Genomic DNA, 23291 nt, shown 5'->3' with positions numbered 1-23291 from the left:
CCGGGAACGGCATGCTCACACCACCTTCGGTGTGGCCCGCACGCCGTGGTGCACGTACCGCTCCCCGGTGGGCAGCGAGTAGAACGTGACCGGCATCCAGGACTCCATCTGCGGGATCCACACCACGAACAGGTCGTCGTCGACGGCGACCAGCTCGTACTCCTCGACCGGGTCGGGCACGAGATCGGCCAGCTCGCCGGTCACGGTGGTGCGCAGCTTCGGCGTGTCCCCGTCGCGGAACACCTCCATGCGGGTGCTCGCGCGCTCGTACGTGCCCAGGTGCGGGGTGATGTCCACGGCCACCGGCTCGTCCGGCGGCGCCAGCGGGTGCGGCACGGCGACGCCGGCCAGTTCGGCGAAGATCTCCCGGTACAGGTCCTCGTACAGGCCGCGGGTGTTGCCGCCGTTGGTGAGCAGCGTGACCGCGAGTCCCGCGGCGGGCAGCAGGCGCAGGAACGCGGCCTGCCCGATCGTGTTGCCGTCGTGCCCGAGCACCAGCTGCCCGTCCCAGTGCAGCCGGAACCAGCCGATGCCCCACGAGTCGGCCAGCGAGTGCTTGTCCGGCAGGTCGACCTGCTTGTCCGCCATCGCCGCGGCCGCTTCCGCGCTGAGCACGCGGGTGCCGTCGGCGGCCAGGCCGCCGGTCAGGTGCATTCGCGCGAACGCCAGCACGTCCGCCGCGGTGGAGTCGATGAGGCCGGCCGGGCCCGCGGACCGCGGCAGCGTCCACACCGGCGCCGTGACCGGTTCCGGCGAGCCGACGTGGCCCACCGCGGCGCGGAACATCAGCGCCTCTTCGGGCAGCGTCACCGTGCGGGTCAGACCGAGCGGGGTGAACAGGCGCTCCCGCAGCGCGGCGTCCCACGTGCCGCCGGTGAGCTTCTCGATGACCCGTCCGGCCAGCGAGAACCCGGAGTTGCAATAGGACCAGGTGGCGCCGAGCGGGTGGTTCTGCGCGACCTCGTCCAGCCGCGCCACGTACTTCTCCAGGCAGTCGTCGCCGCGGCCGGTGTCGGTGAAGACGTCGCCGTCGATGCCGCTCGTGTGGGTGAGCAGGTGGCGCATCGTCACCTGCTTGGTGGTGTCCGGGTCCGCCAGCCGCAGCTCCGGCAGCACGTCCGCCACGGGGGCGTCGAGGTCGAGGAGCCCCTCGTCGGCGAGCTGCATGGCGACGGTCGCCGTCCACACCTTGGAGATCGAGCCGATTTGGAACACCGAGTCCGTCGTGGCCGCGACACCGGTGTTCACGTTGAGCACCCCGTGGGCCGCCTGCACCACCTCGTCCTCGCCGCCCAGGCGCAGGATGCCCAGCGCCGCACCGGGCACGTGGTGGCGTTCGGCGAGTTCGGTCAGGCGCCGCTGCCAGTGCGCGGCATCCAGCGGCGGGCGGCGGCCGGGCGTGTGCCGCTCGACCCAGTCCACGACGCGCCGGTTGTAGTCGAGGCGGTGCGAGGGCCGTCCGTTGAGGATGAACGCGTGCGCGCCGCCCGGGTACAGCACCAGCCGGGTGGGCACGCCGCGCTCGCGCAGCGCGGTGTGCCACTGCTGTGCCTGGCCCACCGGGCAGAGCAGGTCGGCGCCGCCGTGCAGCACGAGCGTCGGCGTGCGGACCTGGTCGACCTTCGCCAGCGGCGACATCGCGGCGTAGGCATCGGGGTCGTCCCACGGCAGCGCGCCGAGTTCGTGCGCCGCCAGCAGGTGCCCCTCGTCCGAGGTGCCCGCCATGCTGGTCAGGTCGGTGACCACGCCCCCGGCGACGGCCGCGGCGAACCGGTCGTCGCGGCTGGTGAGGTAGCAGGTCATGAAGCCGCCGTAGCTGTACCCGGTGACGGCGAGCCGGTCCGGGTCGGCGACGCCTTCGGCGACGAGGTCGTCCAGCGGCTCCAGGAAGTCCTTGGCGTCGGCGGTGCCCCAGCCGCCGCGGACGGCGGTGAAGAACTCCTCGCCGTAGCCGTCGCTGCCGCGCGGGTTGAGCAGCAGCACGGTCCAGCCGCGGGCGACGAGTTCCTGGTGGTAGAAGTGGATTTCGTCGGCACCGCCCTGCCACGCGTTGTGCGGTCCGCCGTGGATGTCGAGCAGCAGCGGCGCGGGGCCGGTGGTGGCCGGGTCGCGCAGCAGCCAGCCGTGCACGACGGTGCCGTCGGAGATGCGGAACTCCCGCTCCTGCGGGGTGACCAGCTCGATGCCCTCCGCCGTGTGTCCGGTGAGGACGGTCTCGGCGCCGGTGGACAGGTCGAGGCTGACGATTTCGCCGTAGGAGTCCGGCGTGGTGAGCACGACGGCCGCGGTGGTCCCCGCGACGCTCAACCCGGCCACAGTCCGTCCGGCGCCGGTGAGCACCGGGCGCGGGGTGCCGCCGTCGACGGGCACCGAGTACAGGTGGGTGCAGCCGCGGTCGCGCACGCAGAACAGGACGCTGCGGCCGTCATCGGTGAGCTGTGGCCAGGCTCCGGGGTAGGCGGGACCGCCGGGCATCACGTTGCGGTCCAGCGCGGCGGCGAGGTTCACCGGATCGCCCCCGTCGAGCGGGATCCGGATCAGCCCGGCGTGGCTCTCCGGCCCGCGCTGGTTGCCGACGACGAGCAGCGCGCCGCCGTCCGCCGTCCACGTCAGCGCCGCGGCGAGCCCGTCGGCGAGACCCACCTCGCGCGGGGTGGCGGCGGGATCGGTCACGTCGAGCACGTGCACCGGGACCCGGATGGCGAGGTCGCGCTCGGCGCCGGTGGCGGCGGCGAAGGCCAGCTTGCCGCCGTCGGGCGACCACGCGGGATCCCCGGCGTGCCAGTCGCCGCTGGTCACCTGGCGGCAGTCGCCGGTGGCGACGTCCACGACGTGCAGGTGCGCGCGCTTGCCGCGCAGCACGCCGGCGCCGTCGGCGTGGTAGTCGAGCCGGTCGGCCACGATGGGCGCGTGGTCGGCCTCGTCCGGGGTGAGGTCGACGGCCGCGGTGAACGCGATCTTCGTGCCGTCCGGGCTCCACACCGGCCGTCCCGCGCCCAGCGGCAACTCGGTGAGGCGCTCGGCTTCACCGCCGCCGGCGGGCAGCAGCCAGACCTGCGGCGGCCCGTCCACCGCGCGCAGGAACGCGATGCGGCTGCCGTCGGGCGACCACGCGGGCGCGGTGTCGGCGCGTCCGTGCGTCAACCGCCGCGCCCGCCCGGCGGGGACGTCGGCGCGCCACAGGCTGTGCACGTTCTCGTCGGCGGAGAGGTCGCTGCCGCGCAGGACGTAGACGACCGCGTCGCCCGACGGGGACAGCGCGGGCTGCTCGGGCACGGTCAGGTCGGTCAGGTCCGTGATGCGCTGGCGTCGGGTCACCGGGTTCTCCTCTGTGCGCGAAGGGGTCGGACGGGCATGGGCTCCTCGCCGGAGCCGGTGTCCGGATCGGACACCTCCCCACCGGAAGCGGCCGCGAGCAGCTCGCGGGTGTAGGGGTCCTCCGGTTCGGTGAGGACCCGGTCGGCGGGACCGTGTTCGACGATCCGGCCCCGGTACATCACGGCGATGAAGTCGCTGACGTAGCGCACCACCGCCAGGTCGTGGGAGATGAACAGCATCGACAACCCGGTCCGCTCCCGCAGGTCGCGCACGAGGTTGAGCACGGTGCCCTGCACCGAGACGTCGAGCGCGGAGGTGATCTCGTCGGCGATGATCACCTGCGGGCGCGCGGCGAGCGCCCGCGCCAGGGCCACGCGCTGGCGCTGCCCGCCGGAGAGCTGAGCGGGCCGCATCCCGGCGCGGTCCGCGGCGAGGCCGACCTGCGCCAGGAGGCGTTCAACCTCAGCGCGCCGGTCGGTCCGGCCGCGCGGGATGGCCTCGGCGATCGAGGCGCCGATGGTCATCCGGGGGTCCAGCGCGGAGTACGGGTCCTGGAACACCATCTGCACCGGACCGGGCTGCCGGACCGGCCGTCCGCCGACGAGGATCCGCCCGGCGGTGACCGGCGCGAGGCCGACCGCGGCGCGGGCGAGGGTCGACTTGCCGGAGCCGGACTCGCCGACGAGACCGACGATCGCGCCGTCCGGCACGGTGAGGTCCACCCCGTCCACGGCGGTCGTGCCGCGGCGCCGCGAGCCGTAGCGGACGGAGACGCCCTCGAAACGCAGTTCGCTCATCGCGCCTCCCCCACCCGGATCTGCTCGCGCGGCACGTCCACCACGGGGTGCCAACACGCGACTCCGTGCACCAGTGGCGGCTCCTCGGTCGTGCACCGTTCGGTCGCCAGCGGGCAGCGCGGCGCGAAGGCACAGCCCGGCGGCAGGTCCGCGGGGTCGGCGGGACGGCCGGGGATGACGGCCATCGGCCGGTCGCGATCGGTCGTCATGTCCGGCACGGCGGCGAGCAGGGCCCGCGTGTACGGGTGCGCCGCCGAGTCCAGGTCCGCGGCCGGCAGGTCCTCCACGATCCGGCCCGCGTACATCACCAGCACCCGGTCGCACATCCGGCGGACCACCCCGATGTCGTGGCTGATCAGCAGGATCGCGACGTCGTCGGCGGCGCGCACGTCGGCGAGCAGCCGCAGCACGCGGCCCTGCACGGTGACGTCGAGCGCCGTGGTCGGCTCGTCGGCGACGATCAGCGCGGGCGAGCACATCAGTCCCATGCCGATCATCGCGCGCTGCCGCATGCCGCCGGAGAACTCGTGCGGGTACTGCCGGGCCCGTCGCTCGGCGCCGGGCAGGCGCACCGCGCGCAGCCGGTCGACGGCACGCGCGAACGCCGCGCGGCGAGTCATCCCCTGGTGGTACCGGGCCACCTCGGCGAGCTGGTTGCCGACCCGCTGGGTGGGGTTGAACGAGGTCATCGGGTCCTGGAAGACCATCGCGAAGGAGGTGCCGAGCAACTGCCGCCGCGCGCGGGTGTCCGCGCCGGGCAGCGACTGCCCGAGGAATTCCAGCCGGTCGGCGTGCACCCGGCCGGGTTCCTCGATCAGCTGGGCGACCGCGAGCGCGGTGAGGCTCTTGCCCGATCCCGATTCCCCGACGACGCCGACGGATTCACCGCGCGCCAGCGCGAAGCTCACGCCGCGCACCGGGGTGACCGGCCCGGGGAAGGTGACGTGCAGGTTCTCCACCGCCAGCACGGGATCCGCCGGCTGGGGTGCGGGGGCGGCCGCCGGTGGCGGTGCCGGCGCCTCCCGTCGCGGGTGCCGGGTGGTGTCGGCGCCGATCGCGGTGGCGACCGCCTCGCCGAAGAGGCTGAACGCGAGCCCGGCGACCACCACCGCCACCGTGGGCGCGAGCGCGGCGGCCGGGTGGAGGTAGAGCACGTCGAGACCGTCGCGAAGCAGCCGGCCCCAGTCGTAGTCCGGCGACTGCACGCCCAGGCCCAGGAACGACAGCCCGGCGAAGGCCAGCATCGTGCTGCCGGTCGTGATGGTCGCGTTGACGACCAGGGGTTCGGCGACGTTGGGCAGGATGTGCCGCCCCAGCAGGCGGAACCGGCCGACGCCGGCGATCCGCGCGGCGGAGACGTAGTCCAGCGCGGCGACGCGGGCCACCATCGTCCGGGTGAGCCGGGCGAACGCGGGCGCGATGGCCAGGCCGATGGCGAGCACGCTGCCGCGCGCGCCGACGCCGAAGATGACCGCGAAGAACAGCGCCAGCAGCAACCCCGGGAAGGCCACCGCGATGTCGACCACCGCGGACACCAGCCGTCCCGCGCGCCTGCCGAGCAGCACGGCGGCGGTGCCCAGCAGCAGGCCGGTGGCCACGCCGATCGCGGTGGCGGCGAGCGCCAGCTCGACCGACAGCCGGGTGGCGACCAGCACGCGGAAGAAGATGTCGCGGCCGAGCCCGTCGGTGCCCATCCAGTGCTCGGCGGAGGGTCCGCGCAGGATCTGGTTCGTGTCCAGCGCCGCGGCTCGCTCCGCCCACAGCAGCGGCGCGAGCACCGCCAGCCCGAGCACGGCGACCACGACCACGGCGGCGCTCGCGCCCAGCGGGCGGCGCAGGGCCGCGCTCCAGTTCGACTTCGGCACGTTCTCAGCTCTCCCTGATCGCCGACCGCGGGTCGAGCAGCGCGAGCGCCACGTCGACGAGGAGGTTCACCAGCAGCACCCCGAGGCCGTAGACGAGCACGACGCCCTGCACCAGCGGGTAGTCCTTGGCGAGGATGGACTGCACGATGGTGCTGCCGAGGCCGGGCCAGGCGAACACGTTCTCCACCAGCACCGTCCCCGCGACCATCGCGCTGAGCAGCAGCCCGCCCAGCGTCAGCGTCGCCGTCAGCGCGTTCGGCAGCGCGTGCCGCAGGTAGATCCAGCTCGCCGGCAGCCGCTTGGACCGGGCGGTGCGGATGTGGTCGGCGCGCAGCACGGCGAGCATCTCCACGCGGGTGATCCGGGCCAGCACCGCGGCCGGTCCGGCGGCCAGCGCCAGCACCGGCAGCAGGTAGGACTCCGGCCCGGACCGCCCGGCCACCGGCAGCCACCCGAGGCTGACCCCGAACACGAACACCAGGCCCACCGCGATGAGGAACTCCGGGATCGCGGCCAGGACGGCGGTGGCGGAGGTGAACGCGAGCTCGGTCGTCCGCCGCTTCCCGCCGCGGGTGAGCACCGCCATCACCGTGCCTGCCGGGATCGCCACGGCGACGGCGAGGAGGAACGCGTACCCCGCGATCTCCAGCGTCGCGGGCAGCCGGTCGCCGATCACCTGCGCGACCGGCAGTCCGGAGCCGAGGGAGGTGCCGAGGTCGCCGGTGAACAGGTTCCCGAGGTAGTGCAGGTACTGCTGCCACAACGGGTCGTCCAGGCCGAGCGCGGCCCGGCGGGCCTCGACGAGTTCGGGCGCGGCGGTCGGCCCGAGCGCGGCCCGCACCGGGTCGCCCGGGATGAGGTGGATCATCCCGAACGCGGCGGTGAGCAGCACCCAGACCGACACCAGCACCCGGACCAGCCGCCGCACGGCGAACCGGACCCAGACGTTGTCACCCAGTCCGGCCGGGCGGATCGCGGTGGTCACCACGCGCGCCTCAGCCGAGCATCCGGATCGAGCTGGGGACGATGCTGCCCTGGCTCGTCTCGAGCGTGGCGCCCTGCACGAACGTCGGCCGCACCGCGTTGACGAACGGCACCACGTTGAGCTCCCGCACCAGCGCCTGCTCGGCCTCGCCCCACTTGCCGCAGCCGTCGGCGCCGGCGAGCGCGCCGGCCTGCTGGACCGCCGCGTCGTAAGCGGGGTTCTGCACGGCCGCGAAGTTGTTGCCGCTGCCGGAGAAGAACGGGACGAGCTGGGTGGGCAGGAAGACCCCGAGCGGCACGAACGCCGCGTCCCAGACGCCCTCCGTGAGGACCTGCGTGGACTCGGTGTCGGTCATGCCCTTGACGGTGACCCGCGCGCCGGCCGCGGACCAGCGCTGCTGGACCAGTTCGGCGGCCGCCTGCATGGTCGAGCCGAGCGTCGACGGGTAGTAGAAGGTGAGCGCCAGCGGCTTGCCGTCCTTGACGCGCACGCCGTCCGGGCCCGCGACCCAGCCCGCGGAGTCCAAACCGGACTTCGCGGCGGCCAGGTCGAAGGCGGGCAGCAGCCCGCTGATGGTGTCGCCGCCGCACGGGCCGAGCCCGGGCGCGAGGAGGCTCTTCGGCGCGCGGCCGGTCCCGCTGGTGAGGACCTGGCCGAGCTGGCCGAGGTCGAGCGCCTGGGTCAGGGCGCGCCGCACCGCGACGTCCGCGCCGGGCATCCCGGGGCGCTGGTTGAACCACAGCTCGCCGAACGGGGACTCGATGTCGTGTGCGGTCAGGCCCATGCCGCGCAGCCGCTGCTGGTCGGGGCCGACCACGGCGGCCGCGTTGACCTGCCTGGACGCCAGCAGGTTCGCGGCGGTGAGCTCGTTGCCGACGACCCGGATCACGACGGTGTCGGGCAGCCCGCGCGTGTCGGTCTTCCAGTCGCCGGGCCCCCACGCGTAGTCCTTGCGCCGCGTGAGCGTGTAGTGGTCGCCCGCGACGGCCTCGGTCAGGGTGTACATCCCGGTGCCGTCCGCGCCCTGCTTGAGCAGCCCGCGGTCGGCCATCCCCTTGCCGCAGACGATGAAGAGCCCGCCGATGTCGCGGACGAGGAACGAGTCCGGGGTCGGGCTGGTGACCGTGACGGTGCCCGCCGCGTCGTCGCCGGTTGCTTTCGCCCCGGGCATCACGTAGAGGCCCAGCGACGCGGAACCATTGGCGGGGTCGCTGACGAAGTTGATGTTGTCGGCGACCTGCGACGCGGTCAGCGGGGTCCCGTCCGAGCAGGTGATGCCCTTGCGCAGCGTGTACTTCGCGGTGGTGGTGTCGCCTTCCCACTTTTCCGCGAGCCCGGCGACCATGTTGCCGCCCGGGTCGATGTTGACGAGCGTGTCGTAGAGGAACCGGTCGGCCTGGATGGTCACCGACATCGTGGTGAAGTGCGGGTCGAGGCTGCCGGGGTCGCCTGCCGAGACCAGCGTGAACGTGCCACCGTCCACAGTGGTCGACCCGGCGCCGCCGCCGCAGGCGGTCAGCGCCAGCGCCAGCACGGCGGCCGCGGCCGTGATCGAAGCGGTCTTCATCGTGTCTCCTGGGTCAGGCGGAGCGGCGGGTCGCCCGCCCCGAGTGGACGTAGGCCGCCCGGCCGGTGCCGTCGTCGCCGACGAACACGTGCGGCAGGTGGACACCGTGGGCAGGGGTGCGCGGGATGAGGACGTCGTCGTCCAGCCGGACCAGCTCGGTCCGCTCGGCCTCGCCCAGCTCGGCGAGCAGGCCCTTGGGCCGCTGGTCCAGCCAGAGGCGGCCGTCGTCGTCCTGGGTCACGGTCAGGTCGGCGACCTCGCTGGAGTAGGTGCCGAGGTAGCGGCGGCCGTCGACCGGCAGCGGGTCCGCGGGCGGCACCGGCAGCGGCGGCAGGGCGATCCCGGCCAGCTCGGGCAGCAGGTGGCCGTAGACGTCGGTGTAGAGGCCGATGGCGTCCCCGCCGTTGGTGAGCAGCGCGATCGCGACGTCCCGGCCGGGCACCACGCGCAGGAACGCCGACTGCCCGATCGTCCCGCCGTCGTGCCCGAGGACGGTGCCGCCGGGCCACTCGTACAGCTCCCAGCCGAGACCCCACGCGGTGCCCATCAGGCCGAGCGGCGGCAGGCCGACCTGCCGCTCCTGCATGGCCTTCACGCTGCCCGGGCTGAGCAGCTGCGTGCCGTCCGGGGCGGCGCCGCCGGTCAGGTGCAGGCGGGCGAAGGTCAGCAGGTCCCGTGGCCGCATCGCCAGGGCCGATCCGGCCGGTGCGTTGGAGCGGACCAGCGACCACACCGGGGCCGGCTGCCCGCCCGGCAGGTGGCCGACCGCGGCGCGGTGCAGGATCGCCTCGTCGGCATTGGTCGCGAAGTGGGTCAGGCCGAGCGGGGTGGCGAGGTGGTCGTGCAGGCACTGGTCGTAGGGCTTGCCGCGGAGCACCTCGATGACGCGGCCGAGCACGACGAAGGCCGCGTTGTTGTAGGAGAACATCTCCCCCGGCGGGAACAGCTGGTCGGTGCCGCTCAGCGTCGCGACGTACTTCTCGACGCAGTCGTCGCCGCGGCCGGTGTCGGTGAACAGGTCGCCCTCGAAACCGGACGTGTGGCACATCAGCTGGCGGACGGTGATCGCGGCGGCGGCGCTCTCGTCCGCCACCCGGAACTCCGGCAGGTACCGGCGCACCGGCGCGTCCAGGTCGAGCGCGCCCTCGTCGGCCAGCTGCATCGCGAGCGTGGTGGTCCAGACCTTGGTGATGGACCCGATCTGGAACACCGAGTCCGGGGTGGCCTCGACCCCGGTCGCGCGGTTCAGCACCCCGGCGGCCGCGTCGGCGACGTCGCCGCCCACGGCGACCGCGATGGCCGCGCCGGGCACCTCACGCGCCTCGACCAGGCGGGGGAATTCACGTCCGAGCCAGCCGGTGATCTCGTCCAGGTTCGCCATCGGGCCAAGGTAGCGGCGCCGGTGGCGGAAAAGTTCGTTCGCGCGGACGAACGCGGCCCCGCGGGTTGGTCGTGCCGGACGAACCCGCGGGGCGGTCCGCCTCAGTCCTGGTGGGCGGTCGCGATGGACTTCGCCCGCCACGGCTCGGTGTCGTCGGCGATGCGGTCGACCTTGACCTGCCAGCGGTCGATCGCGTCGCGGCCGAGCAGCAGGTGGGTGGGCAGCTTCTCCTGGCCGGTGACCTCGTAGATGAGCGCGGCTCCCTGGACGGGGTCGCCCAGCTGCGTGTGGTTGGCCTCGCCGACCCAGTCCAGCGTCGCGTGCGCCGGGGTGCCGTCGTAGGCCGCGATGCGGTTCTCCGGCAGGGACAGCGAGCTGGCGTCGAGGAAGTCGGTGCGGAACACGCCCGGCTCGACGACCATGCTCTGGATCCCGAACGGCGCCAGCTCGACCGACAGGGCCTCGCTGATGCCGGCCACGGCGAACTTCGACGCGCTGTACATGCTCACCCCGGGCTCGCCCTCGAAACCGGAGCGGGATCCGATGTGGACCAGCTTCCCGCCGCCCGCTTCACGCATGTAGGGCAGCACCGCGCGGGTGACGTTGATCAGCCCGAACACGTTGAGGTCGAACAGCGAGCGGGCCTCGGCGTCGCTGATCTCCTCCAGGGCGCCCAGCAGACCGCGGCCGGCGTTGTTGACCAGCACGTCGATTCCGCCGAACCGGTTCACCACTGACTCCACCGCCGGGGCGATCGCCGCGGTGTCGGTGACGTCCAGTGCGACCGGGAACACGCGGTCGGTGGACTTGAGGTCGTCCGGGAGCCGGTCCGGGTTGCGGACCGCGACCGCCACCGTGTCGCCGCCCGCGAGTGCCGCGCGGGCGATTTCCGCACCGAGGCCGCGGGACGCGCCGGTGATCAGCCAAGTAGCCATTTCCTCGTCTCTCCTTCGCTTTCGGCGTTGTGCCTGTGCCCCGCACTCAACCAGCGCGGAGCAGCGAAAAGGGCGCCGAAAAGGGCCTCGCTCATCCTGGGACGGAGTGGGCCACCCAGCCGCCTTCCGCGGCCCGCGCCACGGGGCACCCTGGCGGTATGACCACCCGTCAGCGCGCGCCGTCGGCGGCCCGCGAGCTGCTGACCGCGCTGGACCGCGCGCTCGTCCCGGCCTGCCTGCTGGGCCGGCGGCTGGACGTGCTCGCGCAGAACCGGCTGTCGGCCGCGCTGCTGACCGACTTCGCGGCCCGGCCGCCGGCCGAGCGCAACCACGCGCGGTTCGTGTTCACCGATCCGCACGCCCGCGACCTGTTCACCGACTGGGACGCCGTTGCGGCGGCCACGGCCGCGTTGCTGCACCAGGACGCGCGGCGGAATCCGCACGACCCGGCGCTGGCGGAGCTGGTGGGCGATCTGTCGATCCGCAGGGCGGAGTTCGCCGGGCACTGGGCGCGGCCGCACCCCCGCCCGCACGCCGTCCAGACCCTGTGGCATCCGCTCGTCGGCGAGCTGACCGTGACCTGCCAGGTCCTGTGCGGCGCCGGCGGTTTCCTGCTGGTCCAGACCGCGGAACCGGACTCACCGTCGGAAGCGGCGCTGGCGCTGCTGGCGCAGCTGGTGGCGTGATCAGTCGGCGGCGGCGGTCCAGGCCTGGATGTCGTCCTCGGCCTGGCGACGCGTGCGGTACCGGCCCGGGGAGACGCCGTGCTCGCGTTTGAAGGCCGTGGCGAAGGCGAACGGCGAGGAGTACCCGCAGCGTTGCGCGACCGACGGCAACGGCAGGTCGGTCTCGCGCAGCAGGCGGGCGGCGGTAGTGAGCCGCCAGTAGGTCAGGTAGGTCATCGGCGGCTGCCCGACCAGGGCGGTGAAACGGCGGGAGAACGCCGCGCGCGACAGACCCGCGCGGGCGCCGAGTTCCTCCACGGTCCACGGCCGCGCCGGATCGTCGTGGACGCAGCGCAGGGCGGCCCCGACCGCCGGATCGGCGAGCGCGGCGCACCACCCGGATGCACGCCGGTCCGGGTCGCCAGTGAGCCATTCCCGCAACAGGAACAGCAACATCAGATCGAGCAACGCCGGGATCGCGGCGTCGGCGCCCAGTCCCGGGTCGGTGAGCTCGCCGCCCAGCAGAGCGACCACTGTGGACACCGTGGGGTGCCCGCCCGCCCGCGCGCGCAGGTGGATGACCTCCGGCAGATCGGTGAGCAGCGGGTGCGGCGGGGTGCGGTCCATCTGGTAGGCGCCGCACAGCAGTTCCGCGGGCTCGTCGAGCCCGGTGCCGGGGTCGGTCAGGCTGTGGGCGCTGCCGCGCGGGGTGAGCACCACGTCCCCGGCGTGCAGCACGAGCGGCGCGGCGCCGGGGGTGACCATCCGGCAGCTGCCTTCGAGCACCAGGTGGAAACCAATGCCGGGGAAGGCGGCGAAGTCGGTGCGCCACGTCCCGTGCCGGTCCTCCCGGTTGGCGAAGGGGCGCCCGGTGCGCACCGCGCCGATCACGTCGCTGAGCACGTCCACGACGCCACTGTACGCCGGGTGAGACGATTGCGTATCGATCGGGCAGTTTCGCTTATCGTCCGTGCTCCCGATGCGGCATACGGTGCCGGTATGGACACCATCGAACTGGGCGGCGTCGAGATCACCCGTGTCGTGGAATGGGCGGGCCCGATCGCGCCGATGCCCGCGCTGTTCCCGGATCTGGAGCGGCACCCATGGCGCGCGGACGGCGACGGCCTCGCGCCGCACTTCTGACACCCCGGCACCGACGAGTACCTGGCTGCCGTGCAGACCTGGGTGCTGCGCAGCGAAGGCAAGGTCGTCCTCGTCGACACCGGCGTGGGCAACCACAAGGAACGGTCCTACATGCCGGCCTGGCGGCACCGCGACGAGGACTTCCTCGGCCGGCTGGCCGCGACGGGGGTCCGGCCGGAGGAGGTCGACCTCGTCGTCAACACGCACATCCACGCCGACCACGTCGGGTGGAACACCCGTCTCGTCGACCGCACCTGGGTGCCGACATTCCCGAACGCCACCTACCTGATCTCCCGCCCGGACTTCGACTACTGGAACCCGCGCCACGACATCCCCAAGCGCGGATCGGTCAACGGGATCAACGCGCGGCTGGCGAACGGCAGCACCTTCGAGGACAGCATCGACCCGGTCCACGACGCGGGGCAGACGTTGCTGTGGGACGGCCCGGTGCACCGCATCGACCGCAACCTCACGCTCGAACTCGCGCCCGGCCACACGCCGGGGTCGGCCGTGCTGCGCGTGGAGTCGGGCACCGACCGCGCGTTCTTCGTCGGGGACGTGGTGCACACGCCGCTGCAGTTCGAGCACCCCGGCTGCGACACGTGCCTGAGCGAGGACCAGGCACAGGCGGCGCGATCCCGCATCCGGGTGCTCGGCGAGGCGGCCGAGGCGAACGCGCTGGTGTTCCCGGCCCACTTCCCCGGCGCGGGCGCGGCCGAGATCGAGCGCGCCGGCACTGGCTTCGCCGTGAAGCGGTGGGCCCCGTTCCCGGAGGTTCAGCCCTAGTTCATCTTTGTTGACCTGTCCGCAAAGCCCCGCTAGTTTGTGGTTGCATCAACAAAGGTGCGACCACCTCGCCGAGAGGAAAACCTCCACCGTGACGACTCTCGCGACGCCCGCCACCGCGGCCGTCGCACTCGAAGGTGTCAGCCGCACCTACGGCGCCGGGCCCGCCGCGGTCCGCGCCGTCGACGACGTGACCATCGACTTCCCGCGCGGCGGCTGGACGGCCGTGATGGGACCGTCCGGCTCGGGCAAGTCGACGTTGCTGCACCTCGCGGCGGGGCTGGAACGCGCGGACAACGGGCGGATCCTGCTGGGCGGCACCGACATCACGACAGCGGACGATGACGAGCTGACCGCGTTGCGGCGCACGCGGATCGGGTTCGTGTTCCAGTCGTTCAACCTCGTCGGCTCGCTCACCGCCGCCCAGAACGTCGCCCTGCCGCTGCGCCTGGCCGGCCGGAAACCCGACCGGGCCGAGATCACCGGGATCCTGGACGCGGTCGGGCTCGCCGACCGCGCCCGGCACCGGCCGCGCGAGCTGTCCGGCGGGCAGCAGCAGCGGGTCGCGATCGCCCGGGCGATGATCACCCGGCCGGAGATCCTCTTCGCCGACGAGCCGACCGGCGCGCTGGACACCCGCGCCGGCGAGACGGTGCTCGGCCTGTTGCGCACCATGGCGGCCGGTGGCCAGAGCATCCTGATGGTCACCCACGACCCGGCCGCCGCTGCGCGCGCCGACGCCGTGGTGTTCCTCCGGGACGGCCGTCTCGCCGGGCGGCTCGAGGGCGCGGACGCGGCGACGGTCGCCGACCGGCTCGTCGCGCTGGAGGGCTGAGCGGTGCAGGGTGTGAGCTGGGCCGGGTTCCGCGAACGCTGGCCGTTGTTCGTCGGCGCGATCGTGACCACGTGCCTCGGCGTCGCGCTAGTGCAGTCGTCGCTGCTGCTGTTGCTGGCCGTCGCCGGGCTGCGTCCCGGCCCCGGGGCGTCGGCGGTCGAGGCGATGACCGTGGCGACCACGCGCGAGACGGGCGTGGCGCTGATGGGCGTGACGCTGGGGTTCGGCGCGTTCCTGGCCGTGTTCGTCATCTCCTCCACCTTCGCGTTCACGGTGGCGCAGCGGCGCCGCGACCTCGCGCTACTGCGCCTGGTGGGCGGCTCGCGGCGGCAGTTGCGCCGCGTGCTGACCGGCGAGGCCGTGCTGCTCGGCGCGGCCGGCGGGCTGGCCGGCATCCCGGCAGGCGTGGCGGTGCTGGCGCTGCAGAACGGCCTGCTGCATGACCTCGGGTTCGTCCCGGCCGGCTTCACGGCCCCGTGGGTGCCGTGGATTCCCGCGGTCTCACTGGGTTCCGGTGTCGCGCTCGCCGTCGCCGGGGTACTGGTGGCCGCGCGGCGCGCCGCGGCGGTCCGGCCGTTGGAGGCGTTGCGCGACACCGGCGTGGCGAGCCGGGTGATGACCCGCGGGCGCTGGTGGCTGTTCGGACTGTCCACTGTGGGCCCGCTCGCGCTGATGGTGCTCGCGCCGCTGGGCGGCGCGGCGGGCGGGCAGGCCATGGCGATCTCGGTCAGCGTCTGCGCCTCGCTGGCCTTCACCGCGATCGCCCCGGTGCTCGTCCCCGCGCTGGGCAGGCTGCTGCCCGTCCGGGGCGTCCTCGGCGGACTGGCGGCGGCGAACCTGCGGGACGGTGTGCGGCGCAGCGCGTCGATCGCCGCGCCGCTGATCGTGCTGACCGGCCTGGTGCTCGGGCAGGCCACCGCCATGGCTTCGTTCGCGGAGGCGGGGCAGCGGCAGGCCGGGCGCGACACGGTCGCCGACTTCGTCGTCGACGGCCCGGTCCCGGCGGGAGTGCCCGGCGTGGCGGCTGCCTCGGCGGAGACGGAAGTGCCGGTGGTGCTGACCGTCGGCAGCGGGGACCTCGCCTACACCCAGACCCGGACCGCGCTGGTGGTGAATCCGGCGGACTACGCGCGGATCCACCCGGCGTCCGGCTCGCTGGCGGCACTGCAGGGGCAGGCCGTGGCGGCCGGCCCTGGTGGCGACGACGTGGCGGCCGGTGACACGGTCGGCGTCCGCTTCGGAGATCTCGACCTGGGGCGGCTCCCGGTGGTCGCCGAGGTGCCTGCCGGCGCCGCGGGCGGGCCGGTCCTGCTGCTGCCCCGCGGCCTGCTGCCCGACGGCCTGATCGCCGGGGTCCCGTCGCGGACATTCGTGTCCGTGTCTCCGGACGCCGACCGGGCCGCGGTCGCGGCGCGGCTGTCCGCAGTGCCGGTTACCGAGTGGCTGGCGCGCAACGCGGCGGCGCAGGACGACACCACCAGCGGCGTACTGCTGGTGGTGATGGGGCTGGGCGGGCTGTTCGCCGCGATCGGCGTGGTCAACTCGGTCGTCATCGCCACCGGCGAGCGGCGGCGCGAGTTCGCCACCGCGCGGGTGACCGGGCTGTCCCGCGGCCAGGTGGTGCGGGCCGCGCTGCTCGAATCCACCGCGGTGACCACGGCCGGCGTGGTGCTCGGCCTGCTCGCCGCGGCAGGGACACTGGTGGCGGCGCTGGCCGCGACCGGAGCGGTGACCGGAAGCGCGACGGCGGCCGTGCCGTGGGTGCTCGTGGTCTCGCTGCCCGTGGGCGCGGTGCTGATCACCGGGGTCACCAGCCTGCTCGCCGCGTGGTCGGCGACCCGCCCGGCCCCGGTGGGCCTGCTGCGGGCGCGGGATTAGCCGTCGTCGTGGCTCAGCCGGGTCAGCATGCGCTCGAACAGCCGGGTCAGCGTCGCCTGGTCCCGTTCGGAAAGCTGGTCGAAGAAGTAGCGGCGGACGGTCGCGACGTGTTCGGGGGCGGCCGCCTCGATCGCGGCGCGGCCGGCCTTCGTGATCCGCACCATCGCGCCCCGCGCGTCCTCGGCGCAGTCCTCCCGCGTCACCAGGCCGCGCTTCTCCATCCGCTTGACCTGGTGGGACAGCCGGCTGCGGTCCCAGCCGACCTGACGGCCGAGCTCACGCATCCGGATCACCCCGTCGCCGGTTTCGGACACCGGCGCGAGCACGGCGTAGTCGGCGCCGGACAGGCCGGCGTCGCGTTCCAGCTGGCGGTCGAAGGCGCGCTGCAGTTCCCGGGTCAGCTCCCGGTAGGCCTGCCAGAGCCGGGCTTCGCGGTCGTCGAGCCATCCAACGTCAGCCATCGGATCAGCGTACCGCGATGTTGACGCATCATCAAAACCGCGCTAGTTTGCTGACATATCATCAAAATTACGAAGAGGGGCGGACATGACACGCATCGCGATCATCCTGGGCAGCACACGCCCCGGCCGCAACGGCGAAGCAGTGGCCCGGTGGGTGCACGAGATCGCCGCGGCCCGCGGGGACGCTGACTACGAACTGGTCGACATCGCGGACTACCGCCTGCCGCACCTCGACGAGGCCACTCCCCCGTCGCTGGGGCAGTACACCCGCGAGCACACGAAGGCGTGGGCGGAAAAGATCGCCTCCTTCGACGGCTACGTGTTCGTCACGCCGGAGTACAACCACTCGACCTCCGGCGCGCTGAAGAACGCCATCGACTTCCTCTACGGCGAGTGGAACAACAAGGCGGCCGGCTTCGTCAGCTACGGCAGCACGGGCGGCACCCGCGCGGTGGAGCACCTGCGCCTGGTCATGGGCGAGCTGCAGGTGGCCGACGTCCGCAACCAGGTCGCGCTGTCGTTGTTCACCGACTTCGAGGACTTCAGCACCTTCGCCCCCGCCGAGCGGCACACCGCCGCGGTCGGCGCGCTGCTGGACCAGGTGGTGGCGTGGAGCCGCGCCCTGGCCTCGCTGCGCACCGACGCCAAGGAGGTGGTGCGGCGCAACACCGAGCGCGTGCAGTCCGGCGGCGACTTCGCCCTGTTCGAGGAGCTGTTCGCGGACGACTTCGTCGACCACACGCCGCAGCCGGGCACCACCCCGGACAAGGACGGCGTGCGCGTCCTCTACCACGCGCTGCGCTCGGCGTTCCCGGACTTCTCGGCGAAGATCCACTGGCAGACGGCCGAGGGCGACGTGGTCACCACCTACAAGACGTACTCGGGCACGCACGAGGGCGAGTTCCTCGGCCTGGCGCCGACCGGCAAGCACGTCGAGTTCGAGACCGTCGACGCGATGCGCGTGCGCGACGGGAAGATCACGGAACACTGGGGCGTGGCCAACCTCTACTCGGTGCTGCAGCAGCTCAGCGCGCTGCCCGCGCGCGAGGGGAAGTGACCACGATGCCCCGGGCGGTGCGGTTTTCCCGTTACGGCGGGCCGGAAGTGCTGGAGATCGCCGAGGCCGAGCGGCCCCAGGCTGGGCACGGGCAGGTGGTCGTCGACGTCGTCGCCGCGGCCCTCAACCCGGGCGAGATCGGAATCCGGGAGGGCGTGTTCGCCGCGGTCTGGCCCGCCCGTTTCCCGGAGGGGCAGGGCAACGACTTCGCCGGCCGCGTGGCCGAGGTCGGCGACGGGGCGACGGGATTCGCGCCCGGGGACGAGGTCCTGGGTTTCGCTCCGCGCGCCGCGCAGGCCGACTTCGTCGTGGCCGGGCCCGGTGCGCTCACCGCCAAGCCGGCCGGGCTCGGCTGGGCGGAGGCGGCGAGCATCGCCGGCGCCGGGGCGACCGCCTGGGCCGGGGTCGCCGCCGTCGATCCCCGGCCGGGCGAGACCGTGGTGGTTTCGGCCGCGGCGGGCGGGGTCGGCGTGATCACCGCGCAGCTCGCCAAGCTGCGCGGCGCCAGGGTGATCGGCACCGCGAGCGAGGGCAACTTCGGCTTCCTGCGCGATTTGGGCATCCACCCGGTCGCCTACGGGCCCGGCCTGGCCGAGCGGTTGCGCGCGGCCGCGCCCCAGGGCGTCGACGCCTACCTGGACACCTTCGGCGCGGGCAACGTCAGCACCGCCATCGAGCTGGGCGTCCGCCCCGCGCGCATCAACACCATCGCCGACGGCCGCGCCGTGCAGCGCTACGGCGTGCACTCCGCCGCGCAGGAACAAGCCGACGAGCCGGAGATCTGGGCCGAGCTCGCCGCACTCGCCGCGGGTGGTGAGCTCACGATCCCGGTCGCCGCGATCTACCCGATGGAGCGGGTCCGCGAGGCCTACCAGGACCTGGGCACCCGCCACGTCCGCGGCAAGCGCGTCCTGGCGATCAAACCGTTCGACCACGAAGGAGACCACCGGTGAAAGCACTGCTCGCCCGCGCCTACGGGCCACTGGACCGACTGGAGATCGCCGAGGTGCCGCGGCCCGAACCCGGCCCCGGGCAGGTCCTGGTGCGCGTCGAAGCCGCCGCCCTCAACCCCGTCGACACCGCGCTGATCACCGGCGCGATGCGGGACGAGTTGCCGGTGACGCACCCGTTCGTGCCCGGTGTGGACGTCAGCGGCATCGTCGAGGCCGTCGGCCCGGGCGTCGACCGGTTCCGTCCGGGCGAGGCGGTGATCGCCTGGAACGGGGTCCCCTCCGGCGGGTTCGCCGAGTACGCGCTGGTGCGTGCGGACGACTCCGCGGCGGCGCGCCCGGCCGCCCTGGACGCGCGTCACGGCGCGGCGCTCCCCACCGGTTCGCTCACCGCCGCCGCCCTGCTGGACGAAGCCAAACCCGGGCCTGGAGCCACGGTCCTGGTCGTGGGCGCCACCGGCGGCCTCGGCAGCTACGCGGTCCAGCTCGCCAAGCTGGCGGGCGCGACGGTGATCGCCACCGGCCGCGACGGCGACCGCGGTTACTTGGAGAGCCTCGGCGCCGACGGCGTGATCGACTACCGCACCGAGGACATCGCACAGCGCGTGCAGGACTGGGCGCCCGGTGGTGCGGACGTGGTGATCGACCTCGCGCAGGCCGGGCCGGCGCTGGCCGCGTCCGCCGCCGCGGCGAAACCCGGCGGCCTGGTGGCCTCCCCGCTCGGCGGGCCGGCCGCCTTCGACCGCGACGTCCGGGCCGTCTACACCGGAACCACCACTCCCCCGGGCCGCTTGGCCGAACTCGCCGCACTGGCCGCCGCGGGGACGCTGCGCACCGAGATCGGCGCGGAGTACCCGTTCCCCCAGGCCCGGCAGGCGCTGCTGGACTTTCCGGCCCGCCACGTCCGCGGCAAGGTCGTCATCACGTTCTGAAGAGGAGAGACATGACCACCACCGTGCAGCGCGACGACTCCGCGCAGCGGTACGAGATCACAGTGGACGGTGACCTCGCCGGGTTCGCCGCCTTCGCCGACCACGACGGGCGGCGGATCATGTACCACACGGAGATCTTCGACGCCTTCGCCGGACGCGGCCTGGGCACCACCCTGGTCGCCGGGGCACTCGCCGACATCCGGGAGTCGGGCTCGCGCGTGGTGCCGGTCTGCCCGCTCGTCGCCGCCTACCTGCGCAAGCACCCGGACCAGAACGACATCGCCGACGCGGTCGAGCCCGCGACCCTGTGCCGGCTGCAGTCGGCCCTGCGCTGAACCGAGACCGGAGACCACACCTTTTCATGGCACCCGAAGTCCACAACCGCACCTTCAAAGCCGACGCCCACGCCCGGTACGCGCGACTGCGCGCCGAAGGCCCGATCCACCGCGTCAGCAGGCCGGACGGGCTCGACACCTGGATCGTGGTGTCGGCCGACCTCGCGCGCGAGGCCCTGACCCACCCCGATCTGGGCAAGGACCCGTCGGTGGCGGCGGAGGCGCTGAAGGCGGCGGGCAACCACATCCTGTTCGCCGGCACCGGGCTGGGCGGCAACATGCTGATGTCCGACCCGCCGGACCACACCCGGCTGCGCAAGCTCGCCGCCGCCGCGTTCACCCACCGGCGCACCCAGGAACTGGCGCCGGCCATCGAGCGCACCGCCCGGACACTGCTCGCCGCGCTGCCGGACGAGGGCGAGACCGACCTGGTGGAGTCCTACACCGGTCCGCTGCCGATGACGGTGATCTCCGACCTGCTCGGCGTCCCCGAGCCCAACCGGGCGGACTTCCGCCGCTGGTCGCGGGTCGCGACCGGCGCGACTTCCGCCGAGCAGCGCGAAAGCATGGTGCTGCTCAACGAGTTCCTGGCCGACCTGCTGCGGGACAAGCGCCGCTCCCCCGGCCCGGACCTGCTGTCCGCGCTGATCGCGGTGCACGACGAGGACGACGGGCGGCTGTCCGACACCGAACTGCTCGGCACCGCGGTCCTGCTCGTCACGGCCGGCCACGAGACGACGGTGAACCTGCTCGGCAACGCGGTGGTAGCGCTGCTGGAGAACCGGGACCAGCTCGATCTGCTGCGCGCGAAGCCGGAGCTGCTGCCCGGCGCGGTGGAGGAGATCCTGCGCTACGACACGTCGGTGGAGCTCACCCCGACACGGTTCGCGACCAGGGACCTGGAGCTCGGCGGCGCCCGCATCCCCCGCGGCGGCGCCGTGATGATCGCGCTCGGTTCGGCCAACCGGGACCTGCCCCTCCCGGACGGCCGGGATCCGGCGACCTTCGACGTGCGCGGCCCCGCGGTGCGGCACCTGGCGTTCGGGCACGGCATCCACCACTGCCTGGGCGCCCCGCTGGCCCGGCTGGAGGGCCGCATCGCGCTGGGCGCGCTGATCGAGACGCTGAACCTGACGTGGGCCGACCCGGCTGCCCCGCTCGCCTGGATCCTCGGCGGGATCATGCGCGGGCCGCTGTCGCTGCCGGTGCGCTTCACCCGGCGCGGCTGAGGGGACCGGACTGTCCCCCGACAGCGGGGGCGCGGTTGCGGCCCCATTTCCGGCTTCCGGACTGGTTGTGTGAAGGCATCGGGACGAAAACCCGCAACCGGAAAGGAAAAACCGTCATGTCGCAGGTCATCACCGGAACCCCGCTCGCCGGCCGCGTCGCCGTCGTCACCGGCGCCAGCAGCGGGATCGGGGCCGCCACCGCGGAACGGCTCGCCGCGCTGGGGGCGAAGGTCGCGGTCGCCGCGCGCCGCAAGGACAACCTCGACGACCTGGTCGCCCGGATCACCGCCGCGGGCGGCACCGCGCTCGCCCTCCCGCTGGACGTCACCGACCGGGAGGCCGTCACCGCGGCGGCGGAGCAGGTGGCCGATCGGCTGGGCCGGGCCGACCTGGTCGTCAACAACGCCGGGGTGCAGCTGATCTCGCCGATCGAGGACCTGAAGGTCGACGACTGGCAGCGCCAGATCGACCTGAACGTCACCGGGGTGATGAACGTCCTGGCCGCGTTCGTGCCGCAGCTGGTCGCCGCGGCGGGCGCGGGCGGGCCCGCGGACCTGATCACCACCTCGTCGATCGCCGCGACCCGGATCCTCGAGAAGTTCTCCGTCTACTCCGGCACGAAGGCCTACCTCAGCCACTTCAGCCGCCTCGCCCGGGTCGAGCTGGGCCGCAAGATGGTGCGGGTGTCGGCGATCGAGCCGGGCATGGTCGACACCGAGCTGCCTGACCACGTCACCGACCCGGACGCCAGCAAGCTGATGGCCGACCTGCTGCACGACATCGAGTGCCTGAGCCCGGCGGACGTGGCCGAGACGATCGCGTTCATCGCCGCGGTGCCGCGTCACGTCAACCTCAGTGAGATCACCATCCTGCCGACCGCGCAGGCGGTCTGAGCGGCTCCGGCGCGCCGTCCGTCCTATTCGGACGGCGCGCCGAGCAGCCGCCGCAGCGCCGCGGCGTCCGCCTTCCGCACCGGCGTGTAGACCACCAGGTGCAGACCGGGGTGGTCCTGGGGCGTGAGCTGGTGGTGCTCCAGCAGCAGCTCCCCCGCCACCGGGTGCCGGAACAGGCGCTCGCGGGAGGCGAACCGCTCGACGCCCAGGCTCTCCCAGCCCGCCCGGAAGTGATCGCTGGCCGCCCGCAGCCGGTCGATCAGGTAACCGAACTCCCCCAGCCGGGGCCCGGCCTCGGCACGGAACTCGGCCAGGAACCGGCGGCTGGTGACCTCCCAGTCCGGCAGCAGCTGCCGCACGTACGGGTCGGTGAACACCAGCCACAGCAGGTTGCGGTCCTGCGCCGGCACGGTCGCGACGTTCGGGTAGAGGGCCGCGTAGGCGGCGTTCCAGCCGGTGATCTGCCAGTCCGGGGCCACCGCGTAGGCGGGCGACTGCGCGAGCGCGTCGAGCAGGCGCTGCACGTGTTCCGGCGCGGCTTCGGGCTTCGGCGCGGCGGGAGGCGGGGGCGCCGAGTAGCCGGCGAGGGAGAGCACATAGGCGTGCTCGGCGCCGGTGAGCCGCAGCGTGCGGGCGATCGCGTCGAGGACCTCGCGCGAAGGGTTGATGTCGCGGCCCTGCTCGAGCCAGGTGTACCAGGTGACGCTGACCCCGGAGAGGTAGGCGACCTCCTCGCGGCGCAGCCCGGTGGTCCGGTTGCGGCCGACCGGGGGCAGGTCGAGGTCGGCCCGCACGAGCCGGGTCCGCCGGTCGCGCAGGAACTCACCGAGCGCACGCATGGTCACCCCGCAACACTAGTAGTGCCACTACTAGTGTTCGCACCGTCTTCGCTTCCCGGCCTGGCGCGGGCATCGTGAGCGCATGCCCGAACTGCGATCACGCACTGTCACACACGGACGCAACATGGCCGGCGCCCGCGCGCTGCTGCGCGCCGCCGGGGTGGCCCGGGAGGACTTCGGCAAGCCGATCGTGGCCGTCGCCAACAGCTTCACCGAGTTCGTGCCCGGCCACGTCCACCTCCAGCCGGTGGGCCGGATCGTGTCCGAGGCGATCCGCGAGGCCGGCGGCATCCCGCGCGAGTTCAACACCATCGCCGTCGACGACGGCATCGCCATGGGCCACGAGGGGATGCTGTACTCGCTGCCGTCGCGCGACCTGATCGCCGACCGCGCCTCCCGCGCCGCCTTCCGGCTCTCCAGGTCGTTCATCGTCCACTCCT

22 protein-coding genes are annotated in these 23291 nt (G+C 73.5%); 12 read left to right on the top strand and 10 right to left on the bottom strand.

The genetic code is table 11. The features are described from left to right. Positions 1–15: 15 nt before the first annotated feature. The 7 genes from ABZ215_RS31795 to ABZ215_RS31765 all read right to left on the bottom strand — a co-directional run bounded on the left by ABZ215_RS31795 (position 16) and on the right by ABZ215_RS31765 (position 10848). Entirely contained in the window at positions 16–3318 is a 3303-nt protein-coding gene (locus ABZ215_RS31795) for a serine hydrolase (protein ID WP_354953856.1), read from the bottom strand. Continuing rightward, positions 3315–4115 (bottom strand): ABC transporter ATP-binding protein, encoded by an 801-nt coding sequence (locus ABZ215_RS31790; protein WP_354953854.1) that lies wholly within the window; start codon positions 4113–4115, stop codon positions 3315–3317. Before ABZ215_RS31790 ends, ABZ215_RS31795 begins: the two co-directional genes overlap by 4 nt. Beyond that, positions 4112–5980 (bottom strand): dipeptide/oligopeptide/nickel ABC transporter permease/ATP-binding protein, encoded by a 1869-nt coding sequence (locus ABZ215_RS31785; RefSeq protein ID WP_354953852.1) that lies wholly within the window; start codon positions 5978–5980, stop codon positions 4112–4114. The genes ABZ215_RS31790 and ABZ215_RS31785 overlap by 4 nt, the downstream gene beginning before the upstream one ends. A 4-nt stretch (positions 5981–5984) precedes the next feature. Further along, the gene (locus ABZ215_RS31780) at positions 5985–6968 is read right to left on the bottom strand and encodes an ABC transporter permease (RefSeq protein ID WP_020415937.1); all 984 of its coding nucleotides are present in this window, start codon (positions 6966–6968) and stop codon (positions 5985–5987) included. A gap of 7 nt (positions 6969–6975) precedes the next feature. After that, complete coding sequence (locus tag ABZ215_RS31775) at positions 6976–8532, bottom strand: ABC transporter substrate-binding protein (RefSeq protein ID WP_020415938.1); 1557 nt, start codon at positions 8530–8532, stop codon at positions 6976–6978. A gap of 13 nt (positions 8533–8545) precedes the next feature. Continuing rightward, positions 8546–9913, bottom strand: coding sequence for a serine hydrolase domain-containing protein (locus ABZ215_RS31770; RefSeq protein ID WP_354953850.1), 1368 nt, complete (start codon positions 9911–9913; stop codon positions 8546–8548). Positions 9914–10014: 101 nt separating this feature from the next. After that, the gene (locus ABZ215_RS31765; protein WP_354953848.1) at positions 10015–10848 is read right to left on the bottom strand and encodes an SDR family NAD(P)-dependent oxidoreductase; all 834 of its coding nucleotides are present in this window, start codon (positions 10846–10848) and stop codon (positions 10015–10017) included. Between the two features lie 158 nt (positions 10849–11006). Between ABZ215_RS31765 and ABZ215_RS31760 the strand changes: the two genes are divergently transcribed. Next, the gene (locus tag ABZ215_RS31760) at positions 11007–11534 is read left to right on the top strand and encodes a hypothetical protein (RefSeq protein WP_354953846.1); all 528 of its coding nucleotides are present in this window, start codon (positions 11007–11009) and stop codon (positions 11532–11534) included. Here the strand turns inward: ABZ215_RS31760 and ABZ215_RS31755 are convergent, their stop codons facing one another. Then, positions 11535–12422 (bottom strand): AraC family transcriptional regulator, encoded by an 888-nt coding sequence (locus ABZ215_RS31755; protein ID WP_354953844.1) that lies wholly within the window; start codon positions 12420–12422, stop codon positions 11535–11537. A 90-nt stretch (positions 12423–12512) separates the two neighbouring features. Here ABZ215_RS31755 and ABZ215_RS31750 point away from each other — a divergent pair, with 90 nt between their 5' ends. The 4 genes from ABZ215_RS31750 to ABZ215_RS31735 all read left to right on the top strand — a co-directional run bounded on the left by ABZ215_RS31750 (position 12513) and on the right by ABZ215_RS31735 (position 16155). Next, a complete protein-coding gene (locus ABZ215_RS31750) occupies positions 12513–12656 on the top strand; it encodes a hypothetical protein (protein WP_354953842.1) in 144 nt (47 codons plus the stop codon). 30 nt (positions 12657–12686) lie between these two features. Then, positions 12687–13442 carry an MBL fold metallo-hydrolase gene (locus ABZ215_RS31745; protein WP_354953840.1) on the top strand — a complete coding sequence of 252 codons (756 nt, stop codon included), beginning with the start codon at positions 12687–12689 and terminating at the stop codon, positions 13440–13442. Between the two features lie 91 nt (positions 13443–13533). Next, positions 13534–14277 carry an ABC transporter ATP-binding protein gene (locus ABZ215_RS31740; protein WP_354953838.1) on the top strand — a complete coding sequence of 248 codons (744 nt, stop codon included), beginning with the start codon at positions 13534–13536 and terminating at the stop codon, positions 14275–14277. Positions 14278–14289: 12 nt separating this feature from the next. Next, on the top strand, positions 14290–16155 hold the full coding sequence (locus ABZ215_RS31735; protein WP_354953836.1) for an ABC transporter permease: 1866 nt from the start codon (positions 14290–14292) through the stop codon (positions 16153–16155). Here the strand turns inward: ABZ215_RS31735 and ABZ215_RS31730 are convergent. Then, positions 16152–16616 (bottom strand): MarR family winged helix-turn-helix transcriptional regulator, encoded by a 465-nt coding sequence (locus tag ABZ215_RS31730; protein WP_354953834.1) that lies wholly within the window; start codon positions 16614–16616, stop codon positions 16152–16154. The genes ABZ215_RS31735 and ABZ215_RS31730 overlap by 4 nt on opposite strands. A gap of 85 nt (positions 16617–16701) precedes the next feature. Between ABZ215_RS31730 and ABZ215_RS31725 the strand changes: the two genes are divergently transcribed. From ABZ215_RS31725 to ABZ215_RS31700, 6 genes are all read left to right on the top strand, one after another. Continuing rightward, a complete protein-coding gene (locus tag ABZ215_RS31725) occupies positions 16702–17673 on the top strand; it encodes an NAD(P)H-dependent oxidoreductase (RefSeq protein ID WP_354953832.1) in 972 nt (323 codons plus the stop codon). Positions 17674–17678: 5 nt separating this feature from the next. After that, positions 17679–18626 carry an NADP-dependent oxidoreductase gene (locus ABZ215_RS31720; protein WP_354953880.1) on the top strand — a complete coding sequence of 316 codons (948 nt, stop codon included), beginning with the start codon at positions 17679–17681 and terminating at the stop codon, positions 18624–18626. After that, positions 18623–19555, top strand: coding sequence for an NADP-dependent oxidoreductase (locus tag ABZ215_RS31715; protein WP_354953830.1), 933 nt, complete (start codon positions 18623–18625; stop codon positions 19553–19555). The genes ABZ215_RS31720 and ABZ215_RS31715 overlap by 4 nt, the downstream gene beginning before the upstream one ends. Before the next feature lie 11 nt (positions 19556–19566). Further along, complete coding sequence (locus ABZ215_RS31710; RefSeq protein WP_354953828.1) at positions 19567–19890, top strand: GNAT family N-acetyltransferase; 324 nt, start codon at positions 19567–19569, stop codon at positions 19888–19890. A gap of 26 nt (positions 19891–19916) precedes the next feature. Beyond that, a complete protein-coding gene (locus ABZ215_RS31705; protein ID WP_354953826.1) occupies positions 19917–21119 on the top strand; it encodes a cytochrome P450 in 1203 nt (400 codons plus the stop codon). A 116-nt stretch (positions 21120–21235) separates the two neighbouring features. After that, positions 21236–22012, top strand: a complete 777-nt coding sequence (locus ABZ215_RS31700; RefSeq protein WP_354953824.1) for an SDR family oxidoreductase — start codon at positions 21236–21238, stop codon at positions 22010–22012. Between the two features lie 23 nt (positions 22013–22035). Here the strand turns inward: ABZ215_RS31700 and ABZ215_RS31695 are convergent, their stop codons facing one another. Further along, positions 22036–22851: a helix-turn-helix transcriptional regulator gene (locus ABZ215_RS31695; RefSeq protein ID WP_354953878.1), complete on the bottom strand. Its 816-nt coding sequence runs from the start codon at positions 22849–22851 to the stop codon at positions 22036–22038. Between the two features lie 82 nt (positions 22852–22933). Here ABZ215_RS31695 and ABZ215_RS31690 point away from each other — a divergent pair. Then, on the top strand, positions 22934–23291 hold a 358-nt coding region (locus tag ABZ215_RS31690; RefSeq protein ID WP_354953822.1), incomplete at its 3' end, for a dihydroxy-acid dehydratase.

Source organism: Amycolatopsis sp. NPDC006131 (genome assembly GCF_040614175.1).
GTDB lineage: Bacteria > Actinomycetota > Actinomycetes > Mycobacteriales > Pseudonocardiaceae > Amycolatopsis_E > Amycolatopsis_E tucumanensis.
Note: the sequence above shows the minus strand (reverse complement) of the source record. Positions and strands in the feature narration are given on the sequence as shown.